15 protein-coding genes are annotated in these 16,693 nt (G+C 60.0%); 8 read left to right on the forward strand and 7 right to left on the reverse strand.

The window, feature by feature from the left end:
- The first annotated feature begins 50 nt into the window (after nt 1–50).
- From ACILSL_RS05750 to ACILSL_RS05760, 3 genes are all read left to right on the forward strand, one after another.
- Nucleotides 51–1,061: a peptidylprolyl isomerase gene (locus tag ACILSL_RS05750; RefSeq protein ID WP_395731042.1), complete on the forward strand. Its 1,011-nt coding sequence runs from the start codon at nt 51–53 to the stop codon at nt 1,059–1,061.
- Complete coding sequence (locus ACILSL_RS05755) at nt 1,058–1,429, forward strand: type II toxin-antitoxin system RelE/ParE family toxin (protein WP_395731043.1); 372 nt, start codon at nt 1,058–1,060, stop codon at nt 1,427–1,429. Before ACILSL_RS05750 ends, ACILSL_RS05755 begins: the two co-directional genes overlap by 4 nt.
- A gap of 68 nt (nt 1,430–1,497) precedes the next feature.
- On the forward strand, nt 1,498–2,667 hold the full coding sequence (locus ACILSL_RS05760; protein ID WP_395731044.1) for an aminotransferase class V-fold PLP-dependent enzyme: 1,170 nt from the start codon (nt 1,498–1,500) through the stop codon (nt 2,665–2,667).
- Here the strand turns inward: ACILSL_RS05760 and ACILSL_RS05765 are convergent, their stop codons facing one another.
- The 6 genes from ACILSL_RS05765 to rpmI all read right to left on the reverse strand — a co-directional run bounded on the left by ACILSL_RS05765 (nt 2,668) and on the right by rpmI (nt 8,523).
- The gene (locus tag ACILSL_RS05765; protein WP_395731045.1) at nt 2,668–3,114 is read right to left on the reverse strand and encodes a hypothetical protein; all 447 of its coding nucleotides are present in this window, start codon (nt 3,112–3,114) and stop codon (nt 2,668–2,670) included.
- A gap of 12 nt (nt 3,115–3,126) precedes the next feature.
- Nucleotides 3,127–5,520 (reverse strand): phenylalanine--tRNA ligase subunit beta, encoded by a 2,394-nt coding sequence (pheT, locus tag ACILSL_RS05770; protein ID WP_395731046.1) that lies wholly within the window; start codon nt 5,518–5,520, stop codon nt 3,127–3,129.
- Nucleotides 5,521–5,565: 45 nt separating this feature from the next.
- Nucleotides 5,566–6,591: a phenylalanine--tRNA ligase subunit alpha gene (locus ACILSL_RS05775; RefSeq protein WP_395731047.1), complete on the reverse strand. Its 1,026-nt coding sequence runs from the start codon at nt 6,589–6,591 to the stop codon at nt 5,566–5,568.
- Nucleotides 6,592–6,669: 78 nt separating this feature from the next.
- Nucleotides 6,670–7,527: a metallophosphoesterase gene (locus ACILSL_RS05780; protein WP_395731048.1), complete on the reverse strand. Its 858-nt coding sequence runs from the start codon at nt 7,525–7,527 to the stop codon at nt 6,670–6,672.
- Between the two features lie 266 nt (nt 7,528–7,793).
- Entirely contained in the window at nt 7,794–8,186 is a 393-nt protein-coding gene (gene rplT, locus ACILSL_RS05785; protein WP_395731049.1) for a 50S ribosomal protein L20, read from the reverse strand.
- A 121-nt stretch (nt 8,187–8,307) separates the two neighbouring features.
- A complete protein-coding gene (gene rpmI / locus ACILSL_RS05790) occupies nt 8,308–8,523 on the reverse strand; it encodes a 50S ribosomal protein L35 (RefSeq protein ID WP_377164684.1) in 216 nt (71 codons plus the stop codon).
- Between the two features lie 188 nt (nt 8,524–8,711).
- Here rpmI and ACILSL_RS05795 point away from each other — a divergent pair, with 188 nt between their 5' ends.
- The 3 genes from ACILSL_RS05795 to ACILSL_RS05805 all read left to right on the forward strand — a co-directional run bounded on the left by ACILSL_RS05795 (nt 8,712) and on the right by ACILSL_RS05805 (nt 12,245).
- Nucleotides 8,712–10,379, forward strand: coding sequence for an ATP-binding protein (locus ACILSL_RS05795; RefSeq protein ID WP_395731050.1), 1,668 nt, complete (start codon nt 8,712–8,714; stop codon nt 10,377–10,379).
- 42 nt (nt 10,380–10,421) lie between these two features.
- Nucleotides 10,422–11,525, forward strand: a complete 1,104-nt coding sequence (locus tag ACILSL_RS05800; protein WP_395731051.1) for a 6-bladed beta-propeller — start codon at nt 10,422–10,424, stop codon at nt 11,523–11,525.
- Nucleotides 11,526–11,666: 141 nt separating this feature from the next.
- The gene (locus tag ACILSL_RS05805) at nt 11,667–12,245 is read left to right on the forward strand and encodes a SixA phosphatase family protein (protein WP_395731052.1); all 579 of its coding nucleotides are present in this window, start codon (nt 11,667–11,669) and stop codon (nt 12,243–12,245) included.
- 264 nt (nt 12,246–12,509) lie between these two features.
- Here ACILSL_RS05805 and ACILSL_RS05810 read toward each other — a convergent pair whose 3' ends face one another.
- Complete coding sequence (locus tag ACILSL_RS05810; protein WP_395731053.1) at nt 12,510–13,397, reverse strand: helix-turn-helix transcriptional regulator; 888 nt, start codon at nt 13,395–13,397, stop codon at nt 12,510–12,512.
- Nucleotides 13,398–13,510: 113 nt separating this feature from the next.
- Between ACILSL_RS05810 and ACILSL_RS05815 the strand changes: the two genes are divergently transcribed.
- Nucleotides 13,511–14,374 carry a phosphoenolpyruvate hydrolase family protein gene (locus tag ACILSL_RS05815; RefSeq protein ID WP_395731054.1) on the forward strand — a complete coding sequence of 288 codons (864 nt, stop codon included), beginning with the start codon at nt 13,511–13,513 and terminating at the stop codon, nt 14,372–14,374.
- A gap of 117 nt (nt 14,375–14,491) precedes the next feature.
- The gene (gene ftsH / locus ACILSL_RS05820; RefSeq protein WP_395731055.1) at nt 14,492–16,639 is read left to right on the forward strand and encodes an ATP-dependent zinc metalloprotease FtsH; all 2,148 of its coding nucleotides are present in this window, start codon (nt 14,492–14,494) and stop codon (nt 16,637–16,639) included.
- Nucleotides 16,640–16,693 lie beyond the last annotated feature (54 nt).

Here is a 16,693-nt window from a genome sequence, read left to right on the forward strand (position 1 = left end):
TTCACCTTGCCACAGCGGCCCCAAGCCTTACGATAAGGCCCTCTTTTGTCATGATTCCCCTGCGCATCAGCCTGTTTGCCCTCCTTTCCGCCTGCTCCAGCGTCCTCGCCCAGCAATACACCAACAGCATTGCGGCCGTCGTCGATGGCATCCCCATCGCCTCTTCCGAGGTGGAGGAAACCATCAAGGCCCAGGAGCAGGTGATCCAGTTCACTTATAGAAATGACCCAGACCGCATCAAAAAGGAAATCGCTCTCCTGCGCCAGAGCGCCATCGAAACGCTCATCGACCGCGAAATCCTGCTCGCTGAGTTCCGCAAGATTGGCGGCGTCATCAAGGCCCAATACGTTGATGACGACATCAACGGCATCATTCGCGAGAGCTTCAAGGGCAACCGCGACGCCTTCGTGGATGAACTGACCAAGGGCGGCATGACCGTGAAAAAGTTCCGCGAGCTGCGCGAGAAAATGGTCATCATGAATGTCATGCGTGCGCGCAATGCCGGCGACCATCCCCCCGCCACCCCCCGCGAAGTTCAGGAGTACTACGACAAAAACGTGGATAAATGGCGCGAAGGAGATCAGATCAAAATCTCCACCATCACCATCCCCAAGTTCACCGGCGAGCCCGGCTCCACCCCGGAAACTCAGAAAAAGATCGCCCAGGAGCTGCGCACCAGAATCCTTCAAGGTGCCGATTTTGCCAAAGTGGCGAAAACAAACTCGCAGGACAGCCATGCCGAAAATGGCGGTGCCTGGGACTGGATGGCCAAGACCGACCTGATGCCCGCCATCGCCAATACCGCCATGGAACTCAAAACCGGTGGCGTCAGCCCGGTCCTCGATCTGGAGTCCAATTTCATCATCGTCTCCTGCGATGCCAAAAAACTCGGTGCCGCCCCGGACATCGAAAAGCTGCGCCCGGAAATCGAAAAAATGATCAACCAGGAGAAATCCAAGGGCAACATCGACAAGTGGATGGAAACCGTCCGCAAAAAGCACGTCATCAAACGCTATCAGACCTCCAACGCCCAGCTCGCTCCCAGCCCTGCCGCACCATGATCCAGATCGTTTTCAATGACATCAGCGCCGCCGAGCTCTCCCACCTGCCCACCCAGGTGCAGTTTCATCTGCTGGAAGCGCTGAACATTCAGCCCGCCGATATTGACGAATCGATTCTCGGCAAACGTTACGGCGTGCTCGAGCGCGGCGGCAAAAAACTCTACCGCTGCCGTGCCGGCGACCACCGCATCTATTTCGCCGTGGTCGATGGCAACGTCAGCGTGCACCGCGTGCTGCACAAGAACACCCTCACCGACTTCCTCTTCCGCAGCAATCTGCCCGGTGGCGGCGAAGACGAGGCCCTCAGCCAGTCCAAAAGCTTCTGGCACCTCATCGACGAAGGCGCCAAGACCTTGAAGGTCGCTTGATCCCCATGGCTGCTCATGCCGGAAGCCAGGGCATCCGGCATCCTTAACCCGTCGTTTCAATCATAGCCATGCTAACACTCGACGCTCTTTTGTCCGATGAAGCCCTGCGGCAGCGGGAGTTTCCTGTCATCAAGGACAGCCTGTTCCTCGCCCACGCCGGCGTCACCATCCTGCCGCGCCGCGTCACACGGACGATGCAGGAATATTTGGAGCAATGCAGCCTGCGCATGCAGGAGTATCCCGAGGCCTGGAAAGCGGTAAATGAAACACGGGTGGTCGCCGCAGAACTCATCGGCGCCAAAGCCTGCGAAATTGCCCTCATCGGCCCCACCTCCGTCGGCCTCAGCCTCGTCGCCAATGGCCTGCCCTGGCAGGCCGGTGATGAAGTCGTCTGCTACCTCGATGACTATCCCGCCAACGTCTATCCCTGGACCGATTTGGAGCGCCACGGCGTCGTTCTAAAGCTCCTGAAGCCCTCCTTCCCTGGCGAAATCACCCCCGAGCTCGTCGAGGCCGCGCTCACGCCCAAAACCAAGCTCGTCGCCCTCGCCTCCTGCCACTTCCAAAGCGGCTACCGCATCGAGATCGACCGCATCGGCCGCATGCTGCGCGAACGCGGCGTTCTTTTCTGCCTCGATGCCATCCAGACCGTCGGTGCCTTCGAGACCCGCGTCGATCACGTCGACTTCCTCTCCGCCGATTCCCACAAGTGGATGCTCGGCCCCATGAGTGCCGGCATCTTTTACGTGCGCGAAGAGCTGCAGGACAGGCTCCGCCCCAGCCTCCTCGGCTCCTGGAACGTACGCAGCCCCAACTTCATCGCGCAGGAAGAGATCGCCTTCGAACGCGGCGGCCGGCGCTACGAACCCGGCGCCCTCAACATCTCCGGCATCCTCGGCATGAAAGCCGGCATCGACTTGATTCAAGAAGTCGGTCTCCCCGCCATCAGCGCCCAGCTTCTGAAGCTCAAAGCCCGTCTCCACGCCGGCCTGCAGCCCCTCGGCTTCACCTTCCTCGGCCCTGATCCTCACAACAGCGTCAACGCCTCCTGCATCATCACCGTGCAGCACCCCTCGCGCTCCTTGGAGGACATCTCCAAACATCTCGCAGCCCACAACATCACCCCCTCCCTGCGCCACAACCGCGCCGGAGAACCACTGCTCCGTTTCAGCCCTCACTTCTACAACACGGAAGCGGAGATGGACCGCGTGGCGAGTGTGATTGGCGGGATGAACTGATCACCAGAAACGCGGCCGCATCCAAACCGGATAAACAGCGGAAAGCACGATAAGAAGCGTGCCTCCAAGAATAAGCACTAGTCTGGTCTTCTTGGAGGTTTGGGTGCCTGCTGATTTCAAATCAAGCCATCCGCAGATCAGGAACAAGAGGGCTCCCAGCAACCAAATGCCATCCGCATGACCTCTGATCCCGAGATAAAAAGCTAGGTCGTCTGGGCTCAACTTGGACGCCATATCCCTCAGCTTGCCTTGGTTTGCATCCGAAACCGAATGCTTGATCATGGGTATCGAAGCCAGCAAACAGATTCGGCTGAGCACAACCGCACCTAAGAATCCCAAGGGGGCCAGGAATCCCACTTGCCGCTTCGCTCGCAACGCCACGAAAAAGCCAAGCGTGAGGGCGGCAATGCCCACAAGACAAATGCCCAGTGCGATGCCTGTATTCATATCCCCAGCCTATCACCTCCTCACCACCGCTGGCAACGACTTCTCCAGCGCCGTCAGGATCGCCGTATGCGCGGCATCCACTTCAGCGGTTTCGAGGGTCTTGTCAGACGAACGGTAAGTGAGCGTCCACGCAATCGACTTGCGGTCCTTGGCGATCTTGGTTCCCGACGGATCAGCGAAGACGTCGAAGACCTCGGCTCCTACAAACAACGGATGTTTCTGGGAGGCAAAGAACGCAGCCACCTTGGCGTGCGGAAGATCAGCGGGGACTTCCATGGCGACATCCCGCGTCATGCCCGGGAAGCGCGGAAGCTCCTCAAACTTCGTCGGGCCCGTGCTGCCCTGGCGCAGAGCGCTGAGGAGCAATTCGGCGACATACACGGGATGGCGCGCATTGATTTCGCGCGCACGTGCCGGATGCAATTGCGCGATCCAGCCCAGGATGCGGTTCCCGGCACGCAGTTCACTGGTCAAAAGATAGTTGGCGCCGTTCTCCTTCACGGGACGCACTTCGAGCGGCGTACGCGTGAGGTTTTGGATCTGCCCCACCAGTTCATGAATGTCAGCAGCCTGCGGCTCACGGCCATGCCAGCTCGTCGGCGATACCGGCCCGCTGAGCAACACGGCCAGGCGCTCCTCTTCACGGCTGCCACCTTTCGGCAAAGTGAGGAAAACACGGCCCAGTTCAAAGAAACGCAGACGATGCAATCCCTGCCGGATGTTGAGCGCCGCAGTGGCGATGAGACCCGGCACGATGCTGGGGCGCAGCGTGGTATGATCTTCACTCAGCGGGTTTTTCACCGCCACACCCTGCCCACCACCGAGACTGTCAGCCAGCTGCGCATCCGCAATAAGCCGCAGCGTTTGCGCTTCAAAGAAGCCACGCGCCGCAAGCGACTGCCGCAGGTTCATCGCGAAGTCATACGTGCGGTCCGCTGCCTCGACCGGCGAAGCGACAGCAACCTGGCGCGATGGCACGCGGTCCAGGCCAATGACACGGGCGACTTCCTCAACCAGATCAACCGGGCGTTGCAGATCGAGGCGATAGCTCGGAATGCCCCAATGGCTCTCATGCTTGCTGGCGGACTTCTTGGTGAGGCCGAGCTTTTCGAGGATGGCGTGAATTTCATCGCCAGTCATGTCCGGCGTGCCAAGCAGCCTGCGCGCACGGTCTTCATCCAGTGTCACTTCTCCGACGAGCTTGGGCGCTTCGCCAGCGACTTGCACTACATCCTCAGCAGCACCACCCGCGATGGTGAGGATCAGCTTCGTGGCGAGTTCCGAGCCACCCTGCACCTGCTGCGGATCAATGCCACGCTCAAAGCGGTAGCTGCTGTCGCTGCTCAGGCCCAGACGGCGCGAGGTGCGGCGGATGCCGCTCGGGGCGAAGTAGGCGCTCTCCAGCAAAACATTCACCGTGCCTTCGGTGACACCCGTTTCCTCACCACCCATGACACCCGCAATGGCGACGGGACGGTGACTGTCCGCAATCACAAGGTCGTCGGTTTGCAGCGCGTAGGTCTGACCATCCAGCGCAAGGAACTTCTCCCCCTCGGCCGCCATGCGGACGACGATGCCACCATTCAGCTTGTCCAGATCGAAGCAATGCAGCGACTGCCCCATCTCCATCATCACATAGTTCGTGATGTCCACGATGCTGTTGATCGGACGCAGACCGATGCTCTCCAGACGACGGCGCAGCCACTCCGGGCTGGGGCCGACTTTCACCCCCTTGATGATGCGCGCCGTATAAAGCGGGCAGGCATCAGCCGCCTTGATCTCGATTTGCTCTGCACCTGCAGCTTTCGTCTTCGTGCTCGCATTCGCATGATGGCGCTCGCCCTTCAGCGGCAGCCCAGTCAGCGCCGCCAGTTCACGCGCCAGCCCCAGATGGCTCAGCAGATCAGGACGGTTCGGCGTGATTTCCAGATCGAACAGCACATCCGCAGGATTGAGCTGGTTGAACGGCGTGCCGATGGGTGAATCAGCCGCCATAATGAGCAGACCACTGTGGTCTTCGCCAAGGCCGAGTTCCTTGCCGCTGCACATCATGCCAATGGAATCGACGCCACGCAGCTTGCCCTCCTTGATGGTGAACCCGCCGGGCAGCACAGCCCCCGGCAGCGCCAGCGGCACCTTGTCCCCGGCTTTGAAATTCTTCGCACCGCAGACAATCTGCCGCGCCGTCCCGCTGCCGTCATCCACCTGGCAGACACTGAGTTTGTCGGCATTCGGATGCTGCTCAAAAGACTGAATCTGCGCCACGACAACCTTGTCAGTCGCGACCCCGCGTTCTTCAATGCCTTCGACTTCCACACCCGCGAAGGTGAGAAGATCAGAAAGCTGCGGGACAGTGTAGGAACTCAGGTCAAGATGAGTGCTGAGCCAGGAGAGGGAAACTTGCATGACAGAAAAAAGGGAAAAGGAAGAATCAAAAAGAGCCGCAGAAGATCACGCCACAAACTGCTGCAGAAACCGTACATCATTATCAATGAGATGACGGATGTCCGTGATGCCATGCATGATCATGGCCAGGCGGTCGAGTCCGAGACCAAAGGCAAAGCCCGTGGTGGTCTCCGGATCGAAAAGGTTGTCGCCACGCGCTTTGTTGATCTCCGCGAAAACAGCGGGATCAACCATGCCGCAGCCCGCGATTTCAATCCAGCGCGCATCCTTGCCCTTCGCTTCCAGCTTCACATCAATCTCGAAGCTCGGCTCCGTGAACGGGAAGAAGTGCGGGCGGAAACGCACCGCCGTGCCAGCACCGAAGATCTCCCTGAAGAAGTATTCCAGCGTGCCTTTGAGATCACCAAGGCTCACGTCCTGATTCACGTAAAGACCTTCAAGCTGGTTGAAGACACTCAGGTGCGTCGCGTCAATCTCATCCCGGCGATAAGCAGCGCCTGGAGCAATGATGCGGATCGGCAGCGCCTTGGCGGCCTCCATGGTGCGGATCTGCACACTGGACGTGTGCGTGCGCAGCAGACGGCCATCCGGCAGGTAGAAGGTGTCCTTCTCATTACGGGCCGGGTGGTCGGCAGGCGTGTTCAGCGCATCGAAGCAATGCCACTCGGTTTCAATCTCCGGGCCTTCAGCCAAGGCGAAGCCCATGCGCCGCAGCGTGCGGATGGCAAGATCACGAATCTGCGTCAGCGGATGCAGCGCGCCAACGCCTGCTCCCGGACGCCCCGGCAGCGTGATGTCGATGCCTTCCACCGCCTTCGCATCCTGTGCGGCCTGCAGCGCGAGCTTCTTCGTGTCGATTCCTTCCGTGATGGCGGTGCGCACTTCATTGAGCCTGGCGCCCACTTCCTTCTTCTGCTCCACCGGCACATCCTTCATGCCCTGGCTGAGAGCGGTGACACTGCCCTTCTTGCCCAGAAAGTTCACCCGCACAGCTTCGAGGGCGGTTTCATCCTGCGCAGCGTCAAGGGCGGCAAGGGCTGCGGTTTTGAGAGAGTCGAGTTCGGAAAGCATGGAACCGGCCACTTAGCTGCGACATGGCCCGCATGCAACTGCTGGAACCACCCAGACTTGTCGCAGCAATGCAGTCGCTCACGCCCGCCGCAGCTCCGGACTGCGCAGAGTCAGCTCCGTCACCTCCGGCGGGGCGCCGATTCGCAGTGGCACTCCCACGCAGCCGATGCCGCGGTTCACATACATCTGCAGACCACCCACTTCGTAGCGGCCAGCGAGGTACTTTTTGCCAAACTTGGCGCGACGCAGAGACATGGGCTCCTTCCCTCGGAAGACGAGCTGCCCTCCGTGCGTGTGCCCGGAAATTTGCAGCGCATTCACACCAGCGGCGGCGATCGTGTCAGCGGCGTCCGGCTCATGCATCATCAGCACCAGCGGCTGGTGCTGCTTCCAGTCACTCAGCGTCTTGCGCACGTCAGGTTTGTTCACATACCTGGAGTCAAACCCGCCGAGAACCAGCGTGCCGTTGTCCGTATGGATGCCGCGAATTTCATTGCGCAGCACGGGAATATTTCGCTCCGCGAGCGCCCGGATGACCTCAGGAGCACCACTGGCGAAATCATGATTGCCCAGGCTGGCATACACTCCGTAGGGTGCTGTCAGCTGGGAGAGCAGCTCCGCCACCTTCGGGGCCGGGCGCGCCGTGTGGGTCACAAAGTCACCCGTCAAAGCCACCATGTCCGGCTTCAGGGCATTGCAGGCCTGCACGCTTAGCAAAATATCATCCTCCGTCGTGAAAGGCTCCAGATGCAAATCACTCAATTGCGCGATGCGAAAGCCATCCATCGCCGGAGGAAGCCCGGGCACATGGATTTCGACCCTCTCAATCATCAGCTTCTGCTTCCGCTCACGCGCCAAGGCAGGCGATGCGGAACCCACTGCCGCCAGAACAGTGAGCTGGCGCAGGATGCTACGGCGGGAGTAAGGTGCGGACATGATGGATCAGCAGGCGGGCTCGATGGGAGCGTGAACGCGCATCTCAGGATACGCAGAAGGATGGAGGAACGACGCGCAGAAAGCCACGTCTTCTTTAAGCACTCGTGCTGGGGAAAAGCCGTGCATTGATGATTGACCACCAGTCCGTCAAAAAGTTCAAAGATCAGCCCTTTCATGGGTCCCACTTGCCCGGCATGGCCCGGGCATAACAAAACAGCCGGAGCTTGCGCCCCGGCTGTTGAGAATCTTGGAGGTTCCGTTGAAGCTTACGCTGCTGCGGTTTTTGGCGCTTCGGCGGCCTTCTTTTCCAGCGCGGCCTTGGCCTGCTGAACGAGGGCTTCGATGGCGGCGATGTCTTTGACGGCAAGGTCCGCGAGGACTTTGCGGTCAAGTTCGATACCGGCGAACTTGAGGCCTTCCATGAATCGGGAATAGCTCAGGCCGAGGGGACGGGTGGCGGCATTGATGCGCTGCACCCACAGGTTGCGGAAGCTGCGCTTCTTGGCCTTGCGGTCACGAGTTGCGTAGGTTTCGGCTTTACGGACGGCGTCCTTCGCATAGCGGAAATGCGTGGAACGGAAGCCGCGGTAACCTTTGGCTTTTGCCAGCACGCGCTTACGGCGCTTCCGGCTGGCGGGGGAGTTGGTGGCTCTTGACATGTATCTTTCTCTAGGATCAGGCTGTTGTTTGGGTAGCGATGGCTTGCCTCACCTGGTCGAAGGCCTCCCAAAGGAAGCCAGGCAAGTTCATCGTGGTCTCGATTGAGAGACCGTGGTCGTCTTAGCGATGGGAGAACGGCATGTTCGCCTTGATTGCTTTGACATCCACTTCCGCCACGAGGGCGACTTTACCGAGGTTACGCTTCCGCTTGCGGCTCTTGTTCTGCAGAATATGGCGCTTGCCTTGTTTACGGCGCAGCACCTTACCCGTGGCAGTTATTTTGAACCGCTTGGCGTAAGCTTTCCTCGTCTTGGCGATACCGGCATTTTTGGACATAGGGGCGGCGATGGTAAAGGAGAACCCCGGTTCGGCAAGGTGTTTTTCACCGTCTGGTGCAGTCTGAGTCGATTTTCCGCATACGACTGCTCTCAAATATGGGAGTCAGAAATATCTAGAATATCAAAAATTAAAGTTGTCTTAATTATCCAAGATTGCTAAATGGGTCAGAATCACGCGGATAATTCATGACTTCTTCCCTCTCCACTTCCTCCGCAACTCCAGCAGCCATCGCTGAACTGGAGCAGGGGCTGGAGCATCTCAAGGTCGCTAATTATTACCTCCGCGTCGCCTTGGATCAGGTCCCTGATGGCGTGGTGATCGTCGAAAGTGAAGCCAGTGATGTCAAAAGCGGCCAAAAGGTCCTTTTCAGCAATGCCGCCGCCGCCATGCTGGCTGGTGCCGATCCGGAGGCAGGACTTCGTGGCCTGGGCCTCAATGATCTCGTGGCCGGCACCAGAGATGCGGCCACTCTCCAGCACAGCCTGCGCCTGGCTGTGGATCAAGGCGGCTGCCATGAGTGTGAATGTCAGTTGCAAAGCCTGCGCACACAAACCCCGGTGCCCAGCAAATGGCGCGTGCGCGCCGTCTTCAACAGCATGCGCAAGCTGCTGAACTTCACCATTCTCATCAGCCCAGCTCAGGCCCCGGCCTCCGCAGCCAGCGCCAAGCCTGAGCCAAAGCCCGCCGCCGATGATCTGGACGCACAGTCCGCACTGCTGCGTAAAGAAAACCTCGCCGCACTCGCCCAAGGGATCGCTCATGACGTGAACAATCTCCTCGGCCCCGTCACCGTCCGCCTCTCCGCACTGATTCAACAGGTGCAGGAGCATCCGGCCCTGGCTCAGGAGCTGCAGCTCGTCTTCGCCGGCTTGAAGCGCGCCAAGCAGTTCACCTCCCAGGTCGTCACCGCCTCCAAGTCTTCCCCCCGCAAGCTGGAACCCACCGACATCGTCTCCCTCATCCACGACACCGTGGAATTCGCCGGTGCCGGCTCCAACGTTCATGTCTGCGTCCGCAACGACGAGAACCTGCGCCAGGCCATTGCCGATCCCGTCAAGCTCAGCCAGGTGCTGCAAAACCTCGTCATGAACGGCATCCAGGCCATGCCGCACGGCGGTTACATGGATGTGCAGGCGGCGAACTATCTGGTGGGTCCGGCCGGAGACGGCAAACTCAAGCCCGGCAAGCACGTGCACGTCATCGTGCGTGATCGCGGCTGCGGCATTGCCAGGGAAAATCTTGACCGCCTTTTCCGCGAATCCTTCACCACCAAGGCCGACGGCAACGGCATCGGCCTCACCACCTGCAAACGCTTCATTGATGAAATGGGCGGAGACATTCGCGTGACCTCCACACCCAACATCGGCACCGAGTTCAGCGTCTTTCTGCCGGCTGCCGCAGGTTCCGGCGGCACCCGCCCCCTCAACCCTGCTGACGCTGCTCCGGTTCCGCTAAAACATGGCAAAGGCACCGTGCTCATCGTCGATGACGAGGACGACCTCCGCAAAGTCGCCCACATGATCCTCACCCGCTGCGGCTACGAAGTCGTGCAGTGTGACAATGGCCAGGACGCCGTGCGCATTTACCACAGCCTCTTCCGCACCGGCACACCGCCCGATGTGGTGCTCATGGACCTCACCCTGCGTGGCGGCATGAATGGCACCGAGACCGCCGCCGAGATCCTCCACCTCGATCCTGATGCCCGCGTCGTCTGCACCAGCGGCAGCGTCACCGAAGAAGTGCAGATGATCTTTCTAGAACGCGGCTTTGTCGGAGTCCTTCCCAAGCCCTACGAAGCCGGCGAGCTCACGCAGATGGTCCATCGCGTGGCCACCATGATGAAACGTCATTGAGCGCAGGATCAGGCGTGCTTGCGTCGTTAGCTCCCGCTCCGCATGAAAACACGCCGCCACTTCCTCTCCGGTCTCGCCACCGCCGCCGCCGCAAGTTTCACTGAAACCCTGCGCGCCGCGCCTGACCCGAAAAAGGACGTCGTCATCGGTCACGGCAGTCATCGCTACAAGGTGAACAAGGAATGGGTGCCCGCAGGCCAGGGCCGCCATCACCCCATCCTCAACTGCCACGAAATGGTCCAGCTCAAAGACGGCCGCCTCTTCATGATCGGCGATCACTGGGACAATCAGATGCTCGTCTTCAAACCCGACGGCACCATCCTCGACTCCTGGGGCAGCGTGTGGCCCGGCGGCCATGGCCTGACTCTCTCCAATGAAAACGGCGAAGAATTCCTCTTCGTCACCGACAGCGGCCTGTGGAAGTCCGGCAGCGGCGGTTATCGCCAGACCGGCCGCATCACCAAGACCGATCTCGCCGGCAAAGAAATCTTCTCCATCAGCCATCCCATGAGCGTCGGTGCCTATGAGCCCGACATGGTTTTCAACCCCACCGAAACCGCCATCGCCCCCAATGGCGACATCTACGTCGTGGACGGCTACGGCTCCCAGTTCGTGCTGCGCTACGATGCACGCGGCAAGTTCATCCAGCGCTTCGGCGGCAAGGACGGCGTCCCCGCCGAAGAACGCCTCAACAACGCCCACGGCATCGCCATCGACACCCGTCAGGGCGCTGACAAAGCCACCGTCATCGTCACCTCACGCGTCGACAACTGCTTCCGCCGCTTCACCCTCGACGGCAAATACCTCGAAACCCTCGCCGTCCCCGGCGCCATGGTCTGCCGCCCCGTGATTGCCGGCCAGGAGCTCTATGCAGGCGTCTGCTGGTCCAAGACCCCCGAGATCAACAAGCTCCCGCAAAACCCCAGCGGCTTCACCGTCATCCTCGATGCCACTGGCAAAGTCGTCAGCGCTCCCGGCGGCACCGAACCCGTGTATGAAGAAGGCAAACTCAAACCCCTCATGCAGGCCGAGCGCATTTTCGACCATGGGCACGATGTCTGCGTCCTCGACAATGGCGACCTCGTCGTCTGCCAGTGGAATGCCTTTCAAACCTACCCCATTAAACTCGAAAAAGTGGCCGCCTGAACAGGTCACGCCATTTCGTGTTTGCGCAGCGGCAAATACCGAATGAGTAAAACCAAATGACGAAGGTCCCCGCTGCCGCAGGATATTTCGCTCATGCATTCGTCATTTTTTCCGCCCCGCCCCGTCCCTCGCTCTTAACTCATGAAATACCTCACCATCGTGCGTCATGCCAAATCCAGCTGGGGACAGCCTGGACTCGCAGATCATGATCGCCCGCTCAATGAGCGCGGGCAGCGGGCCGCTCCGGCAGTCGCCACCTTTTTGCACCGCACCTACTTCGGCGGTGCCGATTCCCCAGCTCTGCTCCCACTGCCGGACCGGCTCGTGACCAGCACCGCCCTGCGCGCCCTGAGCACCGCACAGATCATGCGCGAGACCTTTGCCATGCCCGTGGAAAGCCTCCTGCTGGAATCCCGCCTCTACCTCGCCGATGCCGACCGCATTCTCGACATCATGCGCGGCTTTGAAGAAAGCTGGAATCACACCATGATCTTCGGCCACAATCCCGGCCTCCACGACTTCGCCGAACACATTCTCGCCCGCGCCAACATCCCCAAGGTCCCCACCTGTACCGCCGTCATCATGGCCTTCCCGCACGAGTTCTGGGGTCTCGCCGACTGGAATGAAGCCCAGCTCATCGGCTACATCACCCCCAAGTCCCTCGAACGCCGCTTCCCCGAACTCTACGCCGGCATCTCCCGCGAAGACGGGGATGATTGACGCACCCGCCCCGGTGCTCCCTGTAACAATGTCCCAAATCCACGGCTTGAGACATTCAAGGTCATTCATCCGTCGTTTCGACAGGATTAACAAGATCAACAAACGACGCAGGATTCCCGTCGCAGATTCGAAGTCCTCGCCCATCGGACCACAAATTCCGCCGCGAATCGCCGTCATAAATCCACGCCGCGTTAATCCTGAAATCCCGTTAATCCTGTCAAAAAAAGGGACCTCAATCCCCAGCACCAATCATCAGCCGATCCATCACCCATCCATCCGGCTCCGGTGCTCACTCGGCCGCCACCCAATCCACTTCTTGAACGTGTTGCTGAACACAAACGGGTTCTGATACCCCACCTCGTGCGAGATCGTCTCGATCTTCAAATTCGTCGTGCTCAGCAGTTCCGCCGCCTTGCGCATCCTCAGCCACGTCACATGGTGCATCGGCGTACGCCCCAGCGCCTTCCGGCACAGCCGGCGCAAGTGCTCGGCGCTCACATGCGCCTGGTGCGCCAGCTCATCCAGCGTCCAGTCATAGCCCACATTCGCAGACACCTTTTCCCAGATCCGGTGCAGCCGGTCATCCACCTGCCACGGCTGCGCAAAGCGCTCAATATAGTGCTGCACCAGTTCCACCCAGTGAAACATCGCGGCGGGCTGCGCTGCGTTTCCAGCCTCCTCAATGAGTCCCTCAATGGCATTCCACAGCGCCCCACCAGCAAAGGGGGCCATCAGGGGGGAGCTGCTGCTCAGGATCGGCGTCTGCTCCGGCTGCTGCTCATAGCGCACCCAGCAGCAGCGCCAGATTTTGCCCGGCACGGCGTGAAAGGCGTTCACCATGAAAGGCGGCAGCGCCACCGCCATGCCAGCACCGCATTTCTTCCACACACCATCCACCAGCACACGCCCCTCCCCTTCCAGACAGGCCAGGAAATACAAGCCCCCCTGATGCATCCGCACGATCCGGTAGGGCGCACGCGCCGTCATCACCCCCGCATGCGCGATCCGGTGCGTCGCCAGCGTGCCACACAGCGGCGCGCTGCGCAGCCACGCCCGCGTATCCCTCTCCGAACCCCTCACCATGCGATACTCCGTGTCCGCCCCATGAGTGTGCGTTTCGGATAGCTCTTGGATGGCATTTCGAGCGTGCATAAACGTCAGTTTGCGATTGTTTGCAGTCGTTGGCCGTGGTTTGCAATAGTTTCTCAAACAACTGCAAACACGCGTAGCGCCAGCCACTGAAAAAAATCGCAAACTTCACTCTTATGCCCAATCCCTGGACCGGAATCGGAAATCCCTACTCGAAGCAAGAAGTCGTGGATCGTCTCAAAGCCACCCGTGCCAAGGGCGAGCCCATCATCGCCGCTGGCGCAGGCACCGGCATCAGCGCCAAGTTCATTGAAAAAGGCGGGGCCGATTTGATCATCATCTACAACAGCGGACGCTTTCGCATGATGGGCCACGGCAGCACCTGCGGCCTCATGGCCTATGGAGATGCCAATGCCATCGCCATGGAAATCGGCGAGTACGAAGTCCTCCCTGTCGTCAAAGAGATCCCCGTCGTGTGCGGCGTGCACGCCACCGATCCCCGCCGCCGCATGTGGCACTGGCTGGGCCGCGTGAAGGAGATGGGCTTCTCCGGCGTGAACAACTTCCCCACTCACACCATCGTCGACGGTCATTTCCGCGGTGTCCTCGAAGAAACCGGCATGAGCGTGGAAAAAGAATTCGAAATGGTCGGCCTCGCCACTCGCATGGACATGTTCAGCATCGTCTATGTCGCGACGCCCGAGGAAGCCATCAAAATGGCCAAGAACGGCGCAGATGCCATCATCGCCCACGTCGGCACCACCGTCGGTGGCAGCATCGGCGTCACCAATGCCGTGGTCAGTTGGGATCATACCGTCAAAGTCACCCAGGACATCATTGACGCTGCCAAAAGCGTGAACCCAAACGTGTTCACCCTCACCCACGGCGGCCCGATCAACACCCCCAAGGATGTGGAATTCATCCTCAGCAAGACCTCCGCAGACGGTTTCGTCGGTGCCAGCAGCCTGGAGCGCATGGGAGTCGAGGATTCGCTGACCAGCCTCACACGCGAGTTCAAACGCATCCCTATTGGACGTTAGTCCCCGGCTTCACCCCCCTCAAAAGGGTGGCGGCACCCCCGGCGAATCGCATTTTGCAAAAAAATTACCGGCGTGTATGGTCGGACTCGCGTTACTTAGTTGTAACACCCCCCGCACATGTCTGACGACCCCTTCAACAATCGCCCCGACGGCCCCAACCGTCGCAACCAAGATCCGCAGTTCAACTGGCGTGGCTTCATGCTCTTCGCTCTCGCGATCACCCTGCTGATCTCGGGCTTCATGATGAACAAGGGCCTGGCAGGCAGCCGCAAGGTTTTCAACTACGCAGAATTCAAAAAATACGTCGAAGCTGACCTCATCGACTCCAACAAGCCGTTGGAACTCATCAACTCCGACGCCACCTCCAAGCAGGTCATTCAAGGCAGCTATTTCCCAATGCCTGCCACCATCACGCCGCCTGTGGTCAAAACGGGCGACGCCGAGCCGGCAGCTCCCGGTGTGACGAAACCCCTCGTCACCGAGCCCGCAAAAGACATCCCTGAAAAGCCTGCCGCCCTCGCAGCCGCCAAATCCGATTCCAAGGATTTCAGCGTCGCAGTGAACATTGAGTTTCAGAAGGAGGAGCTCCACAAGCTGCTCGACGCCCACAAGCTCGTGCTCATCCCCGTCTATGACAATGAGATGTGGTCCTCCCTCATCGGCTTCCTGCTGCCCCTGCTGGTCATCCTCGCCTTCTTCTACTTCCTCGTGCGCCAGCAGCTTCGCAGCGCAGGCCGTGGCGCTATGAGCTTTGGCAAGAGCAAGGCCAAAATGCTCGCCCAGGACCGCAACAAGGTCACCTTCAAGGACGTGGCCGGCGTTGAGGAAGCCAAGGAAGAAGTGCAGGAAATCGTCGAGTTCCTCAAGGATCCGAAGAAGTTCCAGCGCCTCGGCGGCAAAATCCCCAAAGGTGTCCTCATGACCGGCCCTCCCGGCACCGGCAAGACCCTCCTCGCCAAGGCCATCGCAGGCGAGGCCGATGTGCCCTTCTTCAGCATCAGCGGCTCTGACTTCGTCGAAATGTTCGTCGGTGTCGGTGCCAGCCGTGTGCGTGACATGTTCGAGCAGGGCAAGAAGAACGCTCCCTGCCTCATCTTCATTGACGAAATCGACGCCGTGGGCCGTCATCGCGGTCACGGCATGGGCGGTGGTCACGACGAACGTGAGCAGACCCTCAATGCTTTGCTCGTCGAAATGGATGGCTTTGACACCCAGGAAGGCATCATCATCATCGCCGCCACCAACCGCGCCGACGTGCTCGACCCTGCCCTCCTTCGCCCCGGTCGTTTTGACCGCCAGGTCACCGTGAATCTTCCCGACGTGAAGGGCCGCGAGGAAATCCTCCGCGTTCACGCCAAGAAGGTGAAGCTGGCCGACAGCGCCGACCTTTCCAAGATCGCCCGTGGCACCCCCGGCTTCTCCGGCGCGGAACTCGCCAACCTGCTCAATGAGGCAGCTCTGCTCGCTGCGCGCAAAAACATGAAGTCCATCACCAATCCCGAGCTCGAAGAAGCCCGTGACAAGGTGCGCTGGGGCCGCGAACGCCGCAGCATGGCCCTCACCGAGAAGGAAAAAGAAAACACCGCCTATCATGAGGCCGGCCATGCCATCCTCAACGAGGTGCTGGAACACACCGACCCTCTTCACAAGGTCACCATCATCCCTCGCGGTCCCTCCCTTGGCGTCACCATGATGCTGCCAGAAGAAGACAAGTTCACCCACCGCAAGAGCGAGCTCATCGACAACCTCATTGTCACCATGGGCGGTCGCGTGGCCGAAGAAATTCAGTTTGGTGACGTTACTAGCGGTGCCAGTGGAGACATCCGCATGGCCTCCCGCATCGCCCGCAGCATGATCTGCTCCTGGGGCATGAGCACCAAGCTCGGCATGATCGAATACGGCGAAAACGAAAGCAACGCCTTCATGGGTCGTGGCAGCAGCAACTACAGCGAGGACACCGCCCAGAAGATTGACGAGGAAGTCAAACGCCTCATCGACGAAGCCTACGCCAAAGCCAAGGAAGTCCTCCTCAAATACAAGGACAAGCTCGATGTCCTCGCCCACGCGTTGCTCGAGTACGAAACCCTCGACGGCACCCACATCAAGGAAATCATGGCCCACGGCCGCCTCATCAACCCGCCCGAAAACAAGAGCAAGCCACCACCCCCGCCTCCGCTTCCCAAGGCTCCCGACGCACGTCCCGTGAAACGTGAAGACGAAGACGACGGCGGCATGGCCCCAGGCCTGACCGGCGTGCCCGCCTGACCAGCAACGGGATCATCCTGATCCCTTCAATTCAACACTCACCGAAGGGGGATC

Source organism: Prosthecobacter sp., assembly GCF_044222345.1.
Lineage (GTDB): Bacteria > Verrucomicrobiota > Verrucomicrobiia > Verrucomicrobiales > Verrucomicrobiaceae > Prosthecobacter.